Consider the following 18,525-nt stretch of genomic DNA (forward strand, 5'->3'; position numbering starts at 1 on the left):
TCGCCTCTAATTTTAGGCTTTGCACGAGGCTTTTCCAATCCGGCAATCTCTGATTGCCATCAGGATCACGCTCCTTTTATACAAAAGATATAATTAGTATACCATAAAAAAAGATTCGATTATCAGCTTGTGATAACCGAATCTTTCTCTTTGCTTGAGCGATGCTCTTAAAATGGATTAGTAGCGATAAAGCTGGCTGTTTTAACATAGATGCGCGGGTTCAGCTTTAATTGATTTACGATAATCTCTGCAATATCCTCAGACTGCATGAATTTGGAATCATTATTTTCTTTAATCAAGCTAAGCTCAAGCGATAGCTCTGTCGCTACTGTACTTGGGTTTAATGCCGACACTCGAATATTGTTTCGGCGAACCTCTTGCGCCAGCGATTCTGTAAAGCCAATAACCGCAAATTTAGAGGCGCTGTACGCACTAGACGTTGCTGCTCCGCTTAATCCGCTAGTAGACGAAATATTAATAATATCTCCGCCGTTTTTCTCGATCAGCTGCGGTAGAACTGCTCGCGTTACGTAATATGTACCTAGCAAATTCGTATCAATGATTCGTTTCCATTCTACCGGGTCCATATCTAATACTGAAGCAAAAGTAGCAGTTCCCGCATTATTGATTAAAATATCTGCTGAGCCTAATTGATTCGTTAAAGTCTCAATCGCTGCATCTACTTGTTCCTTAACAGCTACATCAGCCATTGCATAAGCAACCTTTACGCCGAAGCCTTCCAATTCTGCTGCTACCTCTTTTAAAGTAGCCTCTGTTCTGGCAAGCAAACCGACATTTACCCCTTCCTTTGCCAATGCAAATGCCGTAGCTTTTCCGATGCCTCTTGCTGCACCTGTTACAAATGCTACCTTACCCTTTATTGACTGTGCCATTTTTCTTGCTCCTTTCAAAACACTTGGTTATAGATTCATTATACTATGCTCGGTTAAATTATGCTAAAGCATGCATCGGATGAACGTCAATTGAATGATCAACTCAAGTAGCATATTAACGATATGTACATCATATAAATTAATAATTATTTATTGTAATTCGATAAATTTTGTGCTATCTTCGAATGGTCATGACATCATTATAAAATGAATATTAAGGAGTTACGCTATGATTACATCATTAACGCATGCTCTAAAGCAGCTTGTACGTTTTGGTTGGCAGCAAGCTCTGTCCTGCGTCTTTCCTGTAGTCATCTTTGCATCGCTCGCTCTAACACAAATCTTCCCGCTTCCATGGCTGCACCGCTACGATTGGCTGTTATTGATTTGCTTGTCCATGCAGATTTGGATGTTGCGTTCTGGACTCGAGACGCGTGACGAGCTAAAAGTTATTACGGTTTTTCACCTAATCGGCTTGGCATTAGAGCTTTTCAAGGTTCATATGGGATCTTGGTCATATCCGGAAGAAGGGTGGACAAAGCTATTCGGTGTCCCGTTATACAGTGGGTTCATGTATGCCAGTGTGGCCAGTTATTTGTGTCAGGCATGGCGTCGGATGAACGTCGAGCTGATTCATTGGCCATCGCTTTGGCTTGTTACGCCACTAGCCGCTTCCATCTATCTGAATTTCTTCACTCATCATTATTGGATAGACATTCGCTGGTGGCTGTCTGCTTTAGTTGTTATCGTGTTTTGGCGCACATCGGTTAGTTATAAGGTAGGCGATCATCGCTATCGCATGCCTTTGTCTCTCTCTTTTGTGTTGATTGGATTTTTTATCTGGATAGCAGAAAACGTTGCAACCTTCTTTAGTGCATGGGAATACCCTAATCAAACTGATACCTGGCGTCTTGTACACGTTAGTAAAATCAGCTCCTGGCTCTTACTCGTTATCGTCAGCTTTTTGATCGTCGCAACGTTAAAGCAAATCAAGGCAAATTACAAATTTCATGATGCCTGACTTCATTTCAAACGTTTTTCTGTCGATGTATAATGTATTAGATTGATTAATTGTATACTTTACGGAGGGTCATACTATGATCATTAATCGCAGAAAAACTCCTTTCCGCTACGAATTAAAGGAAGCTGTAGCATTCGAACTTCAATTTCTAAGCATTAATGGAATGGTTCCACCACAAAAGCCTGTTCTCGCTTATTTATATAATATTAATCGTGCAGGTTGTCGGATATGGATGCCGCTATCCTTACCTATTGACAACTCCAATATTGCGATTAGCATGAATATAGTGTTGAACAACGAGCCTATAACACTAAAGGGTGTACTTCGCTGGAGTCTCCCACATCAAAATGGCTATTACTATGGTATTGAACTGGATGCATCCGATCAAGAACGCGAACGTCTGCCTGCCGAATTAAGAGAGCTTGCTGGACAAAATCGCATTCTTGCTCAATAACGTATTATCGATTAATAAAAACCGCTAGACGTCATGTCTAGCGGCCTTACTGAAATGGTATATTATTAGTAGGAAGTTAGAACTTTTTGAGATTGTACAACCTTGTTTCTGCCGCTTTCCTTTGCTGAGTAGAGCGCCTTATCGGCTTCCTCCATCATCTGTTCGATCACAAATCCCTCTGATTGTGTCGTTACACCAAGGGAGGCCGTTACCCGAAAGACACCTTGCTCTACTTCAAACTCCAGCTCCATAATTTGAAGCCGAATTCGTTCAGCAACTTCATAGGCATCCGATTGCTTCGTTTCTGGAAGCAGCACCGCCAACTCCTCGCCACCTAATCTAGCACTTATATCAGTACGCCTAATAGAGCTCTCAATTGCTCGTCCAACCTCCTTCAGCACATAGTCTCCTGCCACATGACCATACGTATCATTTACCTGCTTGAAATGATCCAGATCAATCATTATGAGAGACAAGTCATGCTGATAGCGCTCGGAACGGATAATTTCCTCTTCGAATTTGGATTGGAAGTAACGTCGATTATACATACCTGTCAATTCATCCTTAACCGACAGCTCATGAAGCTTACGCTCCATCTCCTTGCGTTCTGTAATATTCTTTAATGAAATCATTCTTCCATTCGTAAATCCATCGTCTCGGAGACTATACGTATCTAGAATAAAATAATGATTCTCTTTATTAATCGTTAGCTCCAGCTCTGCATTTTCGACTGGTTTTTCTTCTATCAGCAGATTGAAGATCTCCAACGCTTCCTTCTTCTTAATACTTGGCTTAACCTTCCAAAAATACTGTCCTAGTGTTTCTTTCTCCGTTAGCTCTAGAAACTCCAGCATTTTTTTATTGCATATATCAATCTTTCCTTCTTCATTTACACCAATAATTAGTGCATTCGACTCCTGAACGAGCAAATTTCGCTTATTGGCAAATCGATCTCGCTGCTTGATCACTTTATCCAGAAGAATAACGACCAGTCCGTGAATAATGCCAAGCAGAATACCCGTTACAATAAAGTTGAATTCAAACTCATGTATGCCAACATCCATAAGGATATGAGAAATAGAAGCCATTGCCGTTAATCCCAAGCCTATTTTTACAGAAAGAAATACGGTTGCAAAAATGATCGGGATGAAATATATGCTGATATCCATCTTCTGATGGGTAAAATACGCATATTCAAAATTCCAAAGCATCGATAGTATGAAGGAAATTCCGGTCGTTCCGTAAATAACCCAACGACGGTATTTATGAAAGACATTAATAAATACAGGCTGTACGTAGAGATATACAAAAGAAATCGACAATATATCAAAAAAGAAATGCGTATAATACGGAAGCTGGTAAAAGTATTTGACTTTAACATAAGCCACCAAACCAAAAAAAAGTAACGACAGCAAAACATGGTTGGCTAGATTTAGTGCCTTTTTCATAGTATCCCCCTCAAGCAACATAATCGAATAGTAGTCCAATAACGAGCTTTTGTAAACAGTAATTTCAACAAGGGATCACTATGTGAAAAGGTTTCAATTAAAAGATTAAATGGTGCTATCTATGTCAAATAAATTTAATATTCATTTTGCTATGAATGACTGAATTTTATTAGTCGGTTTTTCTTACACAAATTAAAAATAGCCTAAGGAGATTACTCCAAAGGCTTTTTTTATGTTTTCTTATGGATGCTTTTTTGGGTAATACGTATACCCAGGATATTTCACAACGGACCACTTTTCTTTGCGCAAGGCGTGGTATAGATCATTTCCAGCCCGCACATTATCCTGTACGAGCTGAGATGGAGTTAGCGCCATCCATTGATTAAGTGATACATCTTCGAACAAGCTGCTTCTAAACATCTCTAAAAACCATACACTTTCATCACCCGTGTTTTGAATATAATGACCGAAGGCATGCGGAACATAGCCAACATCGCCAGCCCGATAATTAAAGGTTCGTGCAGTTCCTCTGCCAGCAAACACGGTCATCCTCGCTGTTCCCGAAATATAATATTGCCACTCGTCCGCGTTCGGATGCCAGTGAAGCTCCCTCATCCCGCCAGGCTTAATCTCTACAAGTGCGGCTGCAACCGTTCGGGAAATGGGAAAGTTGGTCGTATCCACGATACGTACAGTCCCACCTGGAAAAACAGCGGGCGGTTGCGCCAGCAAACGATGTGAAAAGCTTAACGGCACTTCTCCATAAGGATCCGGAACCTGTTGGCTTTCTATCGAACCAGGTACTGAGCCTTGAAAAATATAGAGCTGCTCCTGCGGGATAGAATCAAAAGTACTTTCCGGTACTCCAAAATTGGCTGAAAGTACATCCTTGGGCGTATGAGCCAACCAATCAGAGATTGATAGTGTATTCAAGTCGGAAAAGCTGCCATCATCAAACACAAGCAAAAATTCACAGCCCTCCTCCAGCCCTTGTATCGAGTGTGGGATACCCGGCGGAAAGTACCATAGATCGCCTACTCCCACATCTGCGATAAAATTTCTGCCGTTTTGGTCAACGGCCGTGATCCGTGCACGACCTGCTAGCATAATCGACCATTCTGCTTGCTGATGCCAATGCAGCTCTCGCACACCGCCTGGTGTTAGCGCCATATTGACACCAGCAAGCGTAGTCGCAACCGGGAGCTGTCTGATCGTAATTTCACGCGACCAGCCCCCATGATTCAGCTGCATATACGTATCGGAAAATGAGAACTTCAGATTGGGAACCGTTCCAGCATCCGTTACGGGCGGAATGAACATATCAGGATTTTGCAGATCTCTCATTACATCCCGTGGACCTACATCCTGCCATCCCGCTCCATCCTCTCTGATTGGCTGTGGAATTCTTCTATTCCAAGGAAAGTCATTCATCTCGCACACCTTCGTTCTTCACTTGATTATATTAACGGCATAATGCCTATTAACAAGTTATGAACTGAAGCTGATTTTAGAATAATGTCCTATTATTCTACGATTGATATAGCCATATGCCAGACACCGTCATCCGCGCTGGAAGAGCCGATTCATCAACTGGTACCTTGTCATACCAGCCGCCTACAGCGAGATTAAGCACAAGATAAAACGGCTTGTCAAAAGGCATGATGTCCGGTTCCATGCGACGCTCAGCGTAGCAGTGTCCATCAACCAGCCACTTAATCGCGTTAGCATCCCATTCCAGAGCATAATCGCGGAATTGGTTGATCGTCCCATCTTCTAAATCATAGGAAAACTCGTCGATAACCTTATGCTCCCAATCCTTGCCGTAATGGAGCGTTCCCGACACCTGCTTAGGCAGACGACCTCTTGCTTCCATAATGTCGATCTCCCCAGACGCAGGCCAAGGTCCATACGCCTGATCTTGCGGAAGCAGCCATATTGCCGGCCATAGCCCCTGTCCAACCGGCAACTTTGCTCGAATGACGAGCTTCCCGTAGCAAAACGAGAAATGATCCTTCGTATCCAAGCGAGCTGACGTATATGCATATTGCTTTCCATTAAAGTCCGTTGTTTCACTGCGAGCGCATAGATTCAACCCAGCCTCATCGATATACAAATTATTGGGATGATCAGTATAGAACTGCTCTTCCCCATTGCCCCAACCTGGACATATTGCATTGCCATTGTCGTCCAGCAAGTCATTTCCAATTCGAATGTTCCATGCACTTAAATTAGCATCAGGCTTCAAAAAATTCTGTTCCCATGTAAGCTTATTCATCCATGCACACTCCCTTCATTTACTCACATCATACTTCATTCTCTTTTCTGGTCAATTGAATCCAAAATATTGGGATAGGGTCAAAAATCATGGCCTTTTTTTCCTATGACTATTTTCATACGATGAAAGGGAAGGGGGCACAGCATATGATCCAAACCAAGAGAGGACAACTCAAACTCTTTTTAAAACAATGGCAGCTGCAGAGTATGGTCATACCCGGGATTGTGTGGATGTTTATTTTCTGCTATATCCCCATGTTCTGGCTGATCATTGCATTTATGGACTACAGCATTGCAAAGCCAATGCTGGAATCACCATTTGTCGGTCTAAAGCACTTTCAGGACTTTATGACGGATGACCGGTTTTGGCGCTCCATTCGCAACACCTTGGGGATGAGCACCATTAAGCTGCTACTAGGCTTTCCAATTCCAATTATTTTCGCCTTAATGCTTAACGAAATACGCAAGCTTCGATTCAAGCGCACGGTACAAACAATCTCGTATCTCCCGCACTTTATCGCTTGGACGATCTTTGGCGGTATTACGCTGAATTGGCTGGGCGAAGGCGGAGTCGTCAATCAGCTTATGATGGCCTTAGGATTTCAGGATCGAGAGATTTTGTATAACAGTGATCCCAAGTACTTCTGGTGGATTGTCTATTTCACCGACACACTGAAAGAAATGGGCTGGAGTGCGATCATCTACATTGCCGCAATAGCCGGTATTGACCCAGGTCTATATGAGGCTGCTGAGCTAGACGGTGCGAACCGCTGGCAGCGCATGTGGCATATTACGATTCAGAGCATCCGTCCGACGATTGCAATTCTATTCATTCTCGCGGTCAGCGGTATACTCGGTAGTAACTTTGAGCAAATCTTCATGCTGAAAAACAATATGAATATGAGGATGGCTGAAAGTCTCGATCTGTATATCTACAACATGGGCTTGGTTTCTGGACGACATTCCTTCTCAACAGCTGTCCTGTTTGTCCGTTCCATCGTGGCACTAGGTCTGTTGTTCTTGGCAAATTACACATCGAAAAAACTAACGGGCGACGGCATTTTCTAGGAAGGAGAGATTCATGCGATGGAAAGAAGGAGAAAGCTTCGACGCATCGGTGCTTTTGAAATCGTTAACACGACATTTATGCTGGCAGTTTGCTTCATTACCTTGTATCCGATGTGGTTTGTATTTGTGAACTCACTCAATTCGCCAGAGCAGGCGATGCTGGGTACGGTCAACTGGTTTCCTAAAGAATTTTCTCTAGCCAGCTACAGTGTCGTATTTAATGATAAAAGCTTGATGAACGGCTTTTATATTACGACGCTGCGTACAGTGATTGGAACTGTCGTACACGTCCTGTTTACTGCAATTGTTGCATACGGGCTCAGCAAAACGCATTTAGTCGGTCGTAAAATTTATATGAAAATTGCATTAATTACGATGCTGTTTTCAGGCGGTCTTATTCCTACCTTTATTTTGATGACAAAGCTCGGGCTGTATGACAGCTTCTGGGTATTTATCATTCCAGCCATGTACACCTTTTTCAACATGGTTATTTTCATGAGCTTCTTTCGTACCATTCCTGAAAGTCTCGAGGAATCTGCGAAGGTGGACGGTGCGTCCGATTACGGCGTCCTGTTCAAAATTGTTATGCCAAACAGTATGGCGGTTATTGCGACGATTGCACTTTTCTCTGCCGTCTATCATTGGAACGACTACTATCAAGGCGTTATCTATATTCACTCGCAGGATAAGCTTCCGCTGCAAACGATGCTGTACAAAATCATTGCCGAAAACTCGATGTCATTCATGCAGCAGCAAGCTATGGCACAATTTGGTGCAAGGCTGCCAAGCAATTCGATTAAATTCGCATCTATGATGGCAGCTACACTTCCGATTCTCATGGTTTACCCCTTTATACAGCGCTATCTGGTCAAAGGCGTTATGATTGGCGCGATTAAAGGGTAAGGGGGTCGTCAACCTCTCGATGCGATTCTAACCGTACAGGGAGGAGCATGACGCCATCATACAAAAATATAGAAACAAAGAAAGGATGATTATGTCATGACGTACAAATTCAACAAGCTTTACATGACGATTATTTTTGCCGTTATCCTAACGCTTAGTTTAGCGGCCTGCACCAAATCCGAGAATAATCCGGGCTCTTCAAATCAGCCTACGGAAACCCCGCAGCAAACAACTGAAACACCTCCTAACCCCGATGAGCCAGCCTGGCAGCTGGATACAAGCCCGGTTGATCTAACTTGGTTCGTTGGTGCGAACTGGTATCCGCATAGCTGGGGCGAAAGCTTGGCTTCCAAGTATGTAACGGAGAAAACAGGCGTTAACATTAAGCTTGAAATGCCTTCTGGTGAAGCAAATGAGCACATTACACTTATGATGACTTCTGGCAAGCTGCCTGATTTGATTACGATGGGCTCGTGGGAAACAGCTGTCAAAAAACTGTGGGAAGGCGATCACGTCTATGCGTTGAACGAATTGGCTGAGCAATATGATCCTTACTTCTTCCAAGTAGCAGGCGATGGCACGCTGAAATGGTATCGTCAGGAAAATGGCAACACTTACGGCGTTCCGAACGATTCTTACAGCCCTAACCTGATGCACGAAACAGGTATGACTGCCGCTAACCAAACCTTCCTTGTTCGCAAGGATTTGTATGAGGATATGGGGCGTCCAGATCTAAGCACGCCTGAAGGGTTTTTGAATGCGCTTCAATTGTTGAAGGATGAGTATTCTACGTACAAGGGGCAACCGATCAGCCCATTTTTCGCACAAGGAAATGTTCCTTACGGCATGACTGAGTATCTGCAAAATCTGCTTGCCGTTCCACATGAGAAGGATGGTCAGGTCTATGACCGTATTACCGATCCAGATTATGTTACGTGGTTGAAAACGTTCCGTACCGCTTACGAGCGCGGACTTATCAATGTTGATTTCCTAGTAGATTCCGATACACAGGTTGAAGAAAAAACAAACAACGCTCGCTACTTCATGATGGTTCGCGAATGGACGGGTATGGCTGCTGTCAATCCTATGCTTGCTTCTAGTGAGAATCCAGACTCTTACTACATCGCAGTTGATGGACCGCAGAATAGCAATGGCGACAGCGCTAAGCTATTCCCTGGCAACATGGACGGCTGGATGGTTACGATGATTAGCAAGTCCACGAAAAACCCTGAGCGTGCGATTCGCTTCTTAACCTACCTCGTTAGTGAAGAAGGTCAACGCGATCTGTTCCTTGGAAAAGAAGGCGAAACATGGGATATGGTTGATGGCAAGCCGCAATTGAAGCCAGATATGGTACAGCTGCTTGATAATGATATTGAAAAGCTGGAAAAAGAATACGGTATTATGGACACGTACTGGATGGTGCGCAACCCTGTTATTATTAATCAATGGAGACCAGAAAAGGCTCCTGTTATTAAGCAAATGGAGGACTTCGCCAACAGCCAGGCTGATATCGATAGCGGAATCTACAAAGGCCTGGACCCACTTGGTGATTCCGATGTGGCAGTCGCTTGGTCGCGTATTTCCCAAAACTGGGAGGAAGTATTGCCTGAGCTGATTACAGCAAAGGATGAGGCTGCTTTTGACAAAATTTTCGAAAGCTTCCTTGATCGTCGTAACAACTACGGCTTTGAGCAGGTTATGGCATTCCGCCAAGCTGAGCTTGATGCGCGCAAAGCTAAAATGTCAGAGTAATAGTGCATAGGTTAAGTATTGCCGGCTGCCGATATGGTGGCCGGCCTTCCTTGACTATTGAGCGTATCCTTGGCGTATTAAAATGGGAGAGAACTGTTCATTCCCTATCAGCGTTTTTGTAATATATGGTATATTACAAAGGTAGGGAGGCTACCTGAATGAATGATATAATAACAAATATGAAAAAGCTTTATCGAAACGCACGTATATCACAAAAATTGTTTCTGGCTTTTAGCATTATGATTGTCATCCCTGCAATTCTAGTATCATTTTTATTTATTCGCACACAGGAAAATCAGCTGTACAAGGATGCCATGGCAAAAGGAAGCAGTCATGTAGCACGATTGAACGAACAGCTTCGCTCTAAAATGGATATGCTTGAAAACGCTTCCTCAACTGTGCTTACGCAAAAAGCATTTGTTGATTTTATTCATACTGATATGCGTATCGATGGCTTGCGGCTGGTGAAATTTAGACAAAATCAGTATGAGCAAATGCATAACATCATTCAAAGCCATGAAATGATTAGCGAGCTGAGCTTTTATGTCGACAATCCTAATTTATTTGAAATATGGCCGGAAATTTATCATTATGACAGGTTTTCGCCACAGGATTATTGGGTAACGTTGCGTGATGAAGGCGGGGCCGCATTTCGATTATTCGCATGGAAGGACGGGGAGCATACCCTTTCCTACTATCGATTAGTTCGTCTTCAAGGGCAGCAAAACAAGCTGCCTACGATTATGGAAATTCGTGTTGAGCATCAGGAGTTTTTCAACAGCCTGCTGGAAGATGACGGTGGAGATTTCTTTTCGATCGTAGTGGATGCATCGAATCCCACACAGGTAGTCTATAATCCTCAGCATGGCTTTGCTCAACATGCAGGAGATGCACTTAGCGATATTGTAAGCGGAATTCATCAGGAGCTTGATATGCTGCAGCAGCAAAGCAATCCGATAAAGGTTCATGTAAGCGATCAAACCTATTACGCACTGTATCGCTACATTGCGCCGCTGGATGCTTATGTCGTTGATATTGCGTCGCATCAGGCTCTGATGAAGGGTCCGCGCACCTGGTATCTACTTGTGGCAGCCATAACCTTGTGCGTGCTGCTGCTCATTATGATTCTTGTCTCGCTTACAACACGCCGCATGCTGCGCCGTCTAGACAGTGTTCTGTCCTCAATGAGGCAGGTTGGAAAAGGAAAGCTTGATGCCAAAATCGAGATAGATCTCGACGAGCATGAAACAGGTGACGAAATTGATGAGGTTGCCATCAACTACAACCATATGCTGGATGAGATCAAAAGTCTCATGACACAGGTTGTTGATAAGCAGCTCATTGCAAAAAATGCACAGCTGCACTCGCTGCATTCGCAGATTAACTCACACTTTTTATATAACGCGCTGGAATCCATTCGCATGAGAGCGGAAGTCGAGCAGCAGCCGGCTATTGCAGGTGCGCTTGTATCGCTAGGCTCTCAGCTTCGCTATAGCATGCAGTGGCGTAGTGATACGGTTGCGCTTAAGGATGAGCTCGCGAACATCCAAAGCTATATACAATTCATTAATTTTATGGAGGGCAGCAATATTGTCCTGCAGGCTGAGCTGCCACAGGACGTACTGCGTTATACAATTCCGAAAATGTGCATGCAGCCAATTGTTGAAAATGCGGTCCACCACGCTGCCCCATCTGGCGGTAGTGTGCACATCGAAATAAACGTAAAAGTAGAACGCGACAGTTTGCTGCTAATCGAGATACGAGACGATGGCATGGGTATTGAACCCGCGATGCTTGCAAGCTTGCAGCATGCGCTGAAGACAGATTCGGATACACCGATCGTTGCCAGTAAAAATGGACTTGGGCTGGAAAATGTGCATAAACGGCTGCAGCTGCATTACGGCAAGGACTGCGGTCTATGGATTGACAGCGTGCAAGACGCTTATACGTGTGTAACCTTACGTTTGCCTTGGGAAAATGTGAATCTTGGAGGGTGGTAGGTCATGATCAATATACTGATTGTAGATGATCAAAAGCATATACGTGATGGTCTTCAGGCTATGCTGCGACAATTCCCTCTGCAGCTCGGCAGTATTTATTGCGCTGCAAATGGTCTTGAAGCGATGCAGTGCTTGCGTCAGCATTGCATCCAGTTGGTCATTACCGATATTATGATGCCGGATATGGACGGACTAACGTTGATGGCGAAAACGAAAGAGGAGCACATCAAGGTCGACTTTTTGATTATTAGCGGATATAGCGATTTCGCTTATGCTCAAAAAGCGATTGGGCTGGGCGTCAAAGGCTATCTGCTTAAGCCTGTTAAGCGTGAGGACCTTCAAGCTGCGGTGGATCACGTCTATCAAGAAATTCAAACGAGGCAAGCCCTTTCGCGCAATATGGAGCATCTATCTCGCCGGGCACAAGAAACGGATCGCAAGGAGCTGCGCATGTTTATGCAAGGAGCGGCTAGCGATGAGGCGTGGATTGAACAGACCGAGCAGCAGCATCCTGAGCTGTGGCAGCGATATCGTCTATGTCTGCTGCGCGAGGAGCTATGGATTAACCAACCTGGTGCCAGCAGCTCGCATAGCATAGAATCAATCGCCTACCAAGTATATGGCAGGCACGGATGCATATGCCTTCAGCACCGTCCGTATCTTATTCTCGCTGTTGATGCCAATGTTGAGGTTCAAGCATTGCCCGCTGCGCTTAAAACGGCGCAAATTGATGCTATTATCGCGATGACTGATCCGTTTCATGGATTAAAGGAGCTGCCTAACAGCTACACGCAGGTGTTAGAGCTCTATCAGCACAGTTATCTGTTTCCAGATAAGCCCTGCATTCTGCCAGAGCAGATAGAAAAACTGGAGCAGCAGTGGGAGCTTCCTTACGATGAGCTGTACGCCTTGTTTCAGCTGATTGGTACGAAAAACAGCGGAAAGATCGCGCAAGGCATCTCGATGATTTTTCACAAGGATGTGCTGCAGCGCTATCACATTCACTACACGCAGCAGCTATGCCGCGCCACTGTAGAAATGCTTGAGGAATATGAGCGGGTTATTCTCCCTTACATGGGCGAAGAAACATTGGATACGGCCTGCTTGCACAACCTATTCGATTATCCAGGCATTCGCGACTATATTCAGGCGCTTCAGCAGCAGCTGCTTAGATTGAATCAGTTTTACTATGAGTATAAATGCAGCTATCGCAATTCACAGGATTTGAATGAGGCCATCCGCTTTATTCATGAAAGCTATCATAAGCCGCTGGATCTGGCTATGGTGTCTAACCATGTGTCGCTTAATTACACTTATTTTTCTAATCTGTTCAAAAAAAATATTGGCAAAGGCTTCGCAGAGTACTTGCGTGATGTGAGGCTGGACAAAGCCAGAAGACTTCTCGCTGAAACCGATCATAAGATTGTTGAGGTCGCTGCGATGGTCGGCTATGAAAGCTATAAAAGCTTTACCCGTGCATTTCGAGAAGTGATGAATATGCAGCCAACGGAATACAGACAGTTCATGCGACGGAAGCATGAGCGGGAACGAAAGCAGAATACTGCATTGTAGCATATTTAAAGTGGGGTGCTGACTGTAATAGCTAAAAAATTGGTACACAACAAAAATTATTGTACCTTTTCAGCGCAAGGCTCCATTCGATAGAATATAGGTGTTCTCTAATGAAAGCGATTTCTCATTTCACAAAATACTGAGCTATTAAACGATCTGCACCTACACTTATTGAAGAAATCGCAGCCCGATGAGGGTCGATCACCTCCTCCAGAATTCGAAGGTCTGTTGCCAACGCTTGCTTATAATAGCGATGCATGTGCTAGCCATGTATCAGAACAACAGGTGCCTAAGAAGTGTTTCTTATCAGACCTTCGTTCATCCCTGATTATGATCGCCATTTGCAGCAAGGGAACGCAAAATGGGTTTAGCTTAATGCTTTCGCTGCTGCTCGATAGCTGCAATGAGGCAAAATTCAAAAGCTAAACAGTGTTGGGAGGGTATTTATGTTGCAAATTCACAGCTCGAGGATGAAGCAGAAGGCATTGTGTTTATGGTTAGCGGTAATGATGATTGTTAGCTTGGGGCTTGTACCAGCCTCACAGCTGCAGATTGCTGAAGCCGCAGGAACTACCGTAACCTCTATGACCTACTATTCAGCAGCAGATGGACCTGTAATCTCAAATTCAGGGGTTGGTCAGGCGAGCTACGGATTTGTCATGCCGATATTCAATGGCGGCTCCGCTACTTGGAATGATGTTTCAGACGATGTCGGCGTGAAGGTAAAAGTTAATGGCAATTGGGTCGATATCGACAGTGCTGGCGGCTTTATCTACAACCAAAACTGGGGACATTGGAGCGATAGCGGTTTTAACGGCTATTGGTTCACGCTCTCTGCAACAACCGAAATTCAGCTTTATTCCAAGGCTAATCAAGGGGTTACGCTTAATTACACCCTTGTCTTCCAAAACATTACCACGCAAACGATAACCTCTATGACACCTACGCAAGGACCGCAAATTACAGCTGGATTTACAGGAGGCGCTGGATTTACGTATCCTACGTTCAACAATGATCCGTCTATCCCTTATGCAGCAGTAGCTGATGATTTGAAGGTATATGTGAAGCCTGTAAACAGCAGCACATGGATTGATATTGACAACAATGCGGCAAGCGGCTGGATTTATGACAATAATTTTGGACAATTCACGGAAGGTGGGGGTGGCTACTGGTTTACCGTCACCGAGTCTATTAACGTTAAATTAGAATCGAAAACGTCTTCGGCTAACGTCATCTATACGATCATTTTCAATTTGCCGGTTAGAAACGCTTATACGATTACACCTTATGACGGCACAACCTATGCAGCAGATCAGAACGGTGCTATCGGCTTCCCACTACCTAGAATCGATGGTGGCGCACCAATCGGTTCAGAGCTGGGCAATTTTGTGTACCAAATCCAGGTTAACGGCCAATGGGTTGACTTGAGCAATTCCAGTCAAAGCAATTTTGTTTACGCCGCCAATGGCTACAACAATATGTCGGATGCCAACCAATGGGGCTATTGGGCAGATTATATCTATGGACTATGGTTCCAGCCTGTCCAACAGGATGTTCAGCTGCGTATTGGCTACCCATTAAACGGGCAAGCAGGTGGCAATGTTGGCAGCAACTATGTCTACTATACATTGATCGGGAATCCAAATGCACCTCGTCCAGATGTTTCCGACCATGATGATATAGAGATTGGAACGCCGACTAATCCAAACATTGCAGGCATGAATTTGATCTGGCAGGACGAATTTGAAGGCTCCTCACTTGATATGAACAAATGGAGCTACGAAACAGGCTATTATATTAACGATGATCCGCACAGCTGGGGCTGGGGCAATGCAGAGCTGCAGCATTATACAAACAGCCCGCAAAATATTTTCGTACAAAACGGAAATCTAAACATCCGAGCGCTGCATGATTACCAATCATTCCCGCAGGACCCTAATCGCTATGCGCTATACTCTTCCGGTAAAATCAATACGAAGGATCACTTCACCTTCCAATACGGCCGAGTAGATATTCGCGCCAAGCTGCCTACTGGCAATGGCGTATGGCCAGCATTCTGGATGCTTCCTGAAGATTCGGTGTACGGTGCTTGGGCTGCTTCTGGTGAAATTGATATTATGGAAGCCAAGGGACGTCTTCCGGGCACAACAAGTGGTGCGGTTCACTTTGGCGGTCAGTGGCCAGTAAACCGCTATATTGCTGGTGAATATCACTTCCCAGAAGGTCAAACCTTCGCCAACGATTATCATGTGTATTCAATGGTTTGGGAAGAAGATAATATCAAATGGTATGTGGACGGCAAGTTCTTCTTCAAAGTATCAAGAGAACAATGGTATTCCGTAGCTGCGCCAAACAATCCAAATGCGCCTTTCGATCAGCCATTCTATCTCATTATGAACCTAGCTATCGGCGGACATTTTGATGGCGGACTATCACCTGACCCAGCTGATATCCCGGCTACAATGCTCGTTGATTATGTACGCGTCTATAAAGAAGGAAACGGAAATGGTGGCGGTGATAATCCAGGCAACGTGCCTGTTACAGGTGTATCGTTAAATCCGACATCCGCACAGGTTGAAGTTGGCCAACATGTTCAGCTTAACGCGACGGTTGCGCCTTCGAATGCAACGAATAAGCAAGTGAGCTGGAGTGTAGCTAACTCAAGTGTCGCTTCTGTGAGCCAAAGCGGTGTGGTGACAGGTCTCTCGCCGGGTACAACTGCGGTTACGGCTACAACCGCTGACGGGAACCGCACGGCAGTCGCAACCATTACCGTTGTTCCTCCTCCATCGTCCGTTATTGTGATCGGCGACGAGGTTCGAGGACTGAAAAAAATCGGCAATGATCTGCTGTTCTATGTGAACGGTGCAACGTTTGCTGATTTGCATTATAAGATCAACAATGGCGTGCAATTGAACGTCGCGATGAATCCTGTAGGCAATGGCAACTACACGTACCCTGTCAACAATCTTCAGCAAGGAGATACTGTTGAGTATTTCTTTACGTATAATCCAGGTCAAGGAGCGCTGGATACGCCATGGTTTACGTACATCCATGGTGTAACGCAAGGGGTTCCGGAGTAGACACAAGTTCTTGTAAGAAAGTAATTGATGAGCGGGTCTAATAAATGGTAGACAAATCTGCAACAGGCGGGGGAAATTGCTCCCCCGCCTGTTTTTGTTGCTATACAGCTAATTACAGTCGCCTTTTTGATCTATCATCCATTGAACTATTATTCCAATACGTTACAATGAATAGTAACTAAAGCTGGGAGGTGCTGGAGTTGCCAGATTGGTCCTATCATCCACTAAAACGACTGCTGCTGGATGCATTAACTCCTGCTACCAGTCGAGCTTTCATTCACAAGTCAATGAATACGATTGCCTCCTTGCCTGGCGGTCGTTCCCTTATTCAGTTTTTAGGACATATGAATCCTCCCCAATCCTTGCATAAGGTTGTGGGGGAACGTTCCTTTTCTTCTCCAATTGGATTAAGCAGCCTAATGGATTCAAAATTAAGTGGTATCAAAGCATTTCAGGAATTAGGCTTTGGCTTTCTTGAGATTGGGCCTATTGTTTTACATGAGCCTCATAATGCCAATCCACCAATTATAGAAAACGGACAGCTAATGTTTTCTCATCAACACGAGCAAGTTCCCCTTAAGCTTGCGCTTAGAACATTAGCAAGCATGGAGCAGCGCGTGCCGATATTCGCCAGAATTGATAAGCACGTTACAAAACCCGAATTGGAATTGCTTGTACAGCATCTGACTCCTTATGTAGACGCGTTTGTTGCTTCACCTATACTGATTAGCTCGTTTATTGAACAGCCTTTGGTTCGACCTCTCTATGCATCGTTTTCGGCTGATGAATGGCATCTTAAGAATTGGACGCTTGAGCCAGAATTAACCCCCTTACTAACAGGGATAGTCATTACGGCACCACGACATTCGATGGATGAATACTGGCATGAAGCGGACAACGCCAATGAATGTTTAGCAAGCATTGTGAGTCATGTGAAGGTTTCTCATCCACAGCTTGCCGTAGTCACTTCAGGAGGAGTTAACACGCCAGAGCAAGCTCTCCGGCTTATGCATGCCGGTGCTGATTTGTTGCTGCTGACTGACGGATATGTGAAGGCTGGGCCTGGACTGCCCAAGCGAATCCACGAACGATTATGCTTTGAAGATGAACCACATCCAGCCGTTCAGAAATGGCGGTGGTCATTCTGGTTTGGCATGTTCATATTAATGGGAGGCTTCATTGCCTTATATTTCGCTTTTACGAGTATTATTTTGCCTTATGATGAAGCCTTTCTCGGACTGACAAGAGCAGAGCTGCATCAGCTCAACCCGCGCATTTTGGCCTTTATGTCGCATGATCGGATGGCACTGGCAGGTACGATGATATCTGGCGGAATTTTGTATGTTCAGCTGGCACGGCACGGCATTCGGTATGGCATGCATTGGGCCAAGGTTGCCTTTCATAGTGCGGCGATTATTGGGTTTCTCGGCATTTTTCTGTTTATTGGTTATGGTTACTTTGATTGGCTGCACGGCTTGTTCTGGCTTATTTTGCTGCCTGCTTACTATTTTAGTTATATTGAAGGCAAAAAGGCCCAAGGCGCTCCGCGAGCCAAGCATGACGACAATGACAAAGCGTGGCAACTAGCCAATATTGGACAGCTCATGTTTGTACTGCTCGGCTTTGCCATCGTGATTGGCGGTATTGTCATCTCTACGATCGGTGTAACACATGTATTCGTTACTACTGATCTGCTGTATATCTGCATGTCGCCTGAGATGCTCGACGAAATGAATCGTAATCTCATCCCGGTTATTGCGCATGATCGTGCAGGCTTTGGAAGTGCCCTGATTAGTGTCGGCCTGCTTGTACTGATGATTTCCTTGTGGGGGTTCAGAAAGGGTGAGCGATGGGTGTGGAATAGCTTAGCTGTAGGGGCTTTGCCTGCTTTTATTGCCGGGATTGGCACCCACTTCTATATTGGATATACGACCTTTATTCATTTGCTTCCTGTCTACGTGCTTGTTGTTCTTTATGTGCTGGGCCTAGCCTTGTCCTATTCTTACTTAAAAAAGCGATAACCACCGAGTGGCTATCGCTTTTGCTTATTAATG

13 protein-coding genes are annotated in these 18,525 nt (G+C 44.6%); 9 read left to right on the forward strand and 4 right to left on the reverse strand.

Annotated features, from left to right (window positions below; translation table 11 throughout):
- Window positions 1-167: 167 nt before the first annotated feature.
- Complete coding sequence (locus ACFP56_RS16140) at window positions 168-893, reverse strand: 3-ketoacyl-ACP reductase (protein WP_379236384.1); 726 nt, start codon at window positions 891-893, stop codon at window positions 168-170.
- 229 nt (window positions 894-1,122) lie between these two features.
- On the opposite strand from ACFP56_RS16140, the gene ACFP56_RS16145 reads away from it, so the two are divergent.
- Both ACFP56_RS16145 and ACFP56_RS16150 read left to right on the forward strand, forming a co-directional pair.
- Window positions 1,123-1,914 carry a DUF817 domain-containing protein gene (locus ACFP56_RS16145; RefSeq protein ID WP_379236386.1) on the forward strand — a complete coding sequence of 264 codons (792 nt, stop codon included), beginning with the start codon at window positions 1,123-1,125 and terminating at the stop codon, window positions 1,912-1,914.
- Window positions 1,915-1,990: 76 nt separating this feature from the next.
- The gene (locus ACFP56_RS16150) at window positions 1,991-2,368 is read left to right on the forward strand and encodes a PilZ domain-containing protein (protein WP_379236388.1); all 378 of its coding nucleotides are present in this window, start codon (window positions 1,991-1,993) and stop codon (window positions 2,366-2,368) included.
- A gap of 65 nt (window positions 2,369-2,433) precedes the next feature.
- Here the strand turns inward: ACFP56_RS16150 and ACFP56_RS16155 are convergent, their stop codons facing one another.
- The 3 genes from ACFP56_RS16155 to ACFP56_RS16165 all read right to left on the reverse strand — a co-directional run bounded on the left by ACFP56_RS16155 (window position 2,434) and on the right by ACFP56_RS16165 (window position 6,091).
- Window positions 2,434-3,816, reverse strand: a complete 1,383-nt coding sequence (locus tag ACFP56_RS16155; RefSeq protein ID WP_379236390.1) for a diguanylate cyclase — start codon at window positions 3,814-3,816, stop codon at window positions 2,434-2,436.
- A 240-nt stretch (window positions 3,817-4,056) separates the two neighbouring features.
- Window positions 4,057-5,247, reverse strand: coding sequence for an oxalate decarboxylase family bicupin (locus ACFP56_RS16160; protein WP_379236392.1), 1,191 nt, complete (start codon window positions 5,245-5,247; stop codon window positions 4,057-4,059).
- Window positions 5,248-5,344: 97 nt separating this feature from the next.
- Window positions 5,345-6,091, reverse strand: a complete 747-nt coding sequence (locus ACFP56_RS16165; RefSeq protein WP_379236394.1) for a glycoside hydrolase family 16 protein — start codon at window positions 6,089-6,091, stop codon at window positions 5,345-5,347.
- Window positions 6,092-6,237: 146 nt separating this feature from the next.
- Between ACFP56_RS16165 and ACFP56_RS16170 the strand changes: the two genes are divergently transcribed.
- The 7 genes from ACFP56_RS16170 (at window position 6,238) to ACFP56_RS16200 (ending at window position 18,492) form a co-directional block, all read left to right on the forward strand.
- On the forward strand, window positions 6,238-7,158 hold the full coding sequence (locus tag ACFP56_RS16170) for an ABC transporter permease (RefSeq protein ID WP_379236396.1): 921 nt from the start codon (window positions 6,238-6,240) through the stop codon (window positions 7,156-7,158).
- A gap of 18 nt (window positions 7,159-7,176) precedes the next feature.
- Window positions 7,177-8,061 (forward strand): carbohydrate ABC transporter permease, encoded by an 885-nt coding sequence (locus tag ACFP56_RS16175; RefSeq protein WP_379236398.1) that lies wholly within the window; start codon window positions 7,177-7,179, stop codon window positions 8,059-8,061.
- A 96-nt stretch (window positions 8,062-8,157) separates the two neighbouring features.
- Window positions 8,158-9,816, forward strand: coding sequence for an extracellular solute-binding protein (locus ACFP56_RS16180; RefSeq protein ID WP_379236400.1), 1,659 nt, complete (start codon window positions 8,158-8,160; stop codon window positions 9,814-9,816).
- Window positions 9,817-9,974: 158 nt separating this feature from the next.
- On the forward strand, window positions 9,975-11,816 hold the full coding sequence (locus tag ACFP56_RS16185) for a sensor histidine kinase (protein ID WP_379236402.1): 1,842 nt from the start codon (window positions 9,975-9,977) through the stop codon (window positions 11,814-11,816).
- Window positions 11,817-11,819: 3 nt separating this feature from the next.
- The gene (locus ACFP56_RS16190; protein WP_379236404.1) at window positions 11,820-13,388 is read left to right on the forward strand and encodes a response regulator transcription factor; all 1,569 of its coding nucleotides are present in this window, start codon (window positions 11,820-11,822) and stop codon (window positions 13,386-13,388) included.
- Between the two features lie 446 nt (window positions 13,389-13,834).
- Window positions 13,835-16,471 (forward strand): family 16 glycosylhydrolase, encoded by a 2,637-nt coding sequence (locus tag ACFP56_RS16195; RefSeq protein WP_379236406.1) that lies wholly within the window; start codon window positions 13,835-13,837, stop codon window positions 16,469-16,471.
- Between the two features lie 200 nt (window positions 16,472-16,671).
- Window positions 16,672-18,492: a dihydroorotate dehydrogenase gene (locus tag ACFP56_RS16200; RefSeq protein WP_379236408.1), complete on the forward strand. Its 1,821-nt coding sequence runs from the start codon at window positions 16,672-16,674 to the stop codon at window positions 18,490-18,492.
- The last annotated feature ends 33 nt before the right edge of the window (window positions 18,493-18,525 follow it).

It is taken from the genome of Paenibacillus septentrionalis (genome assembly GCF_042659865.1).
Taxonomy (GTDB): domain Bacteria; phylum Bacillota; class Bacilli; order Paenibacillales; family Paenibacillaceae; genus Pristimantibacillus; species Pristimantibacillus septentrionalis.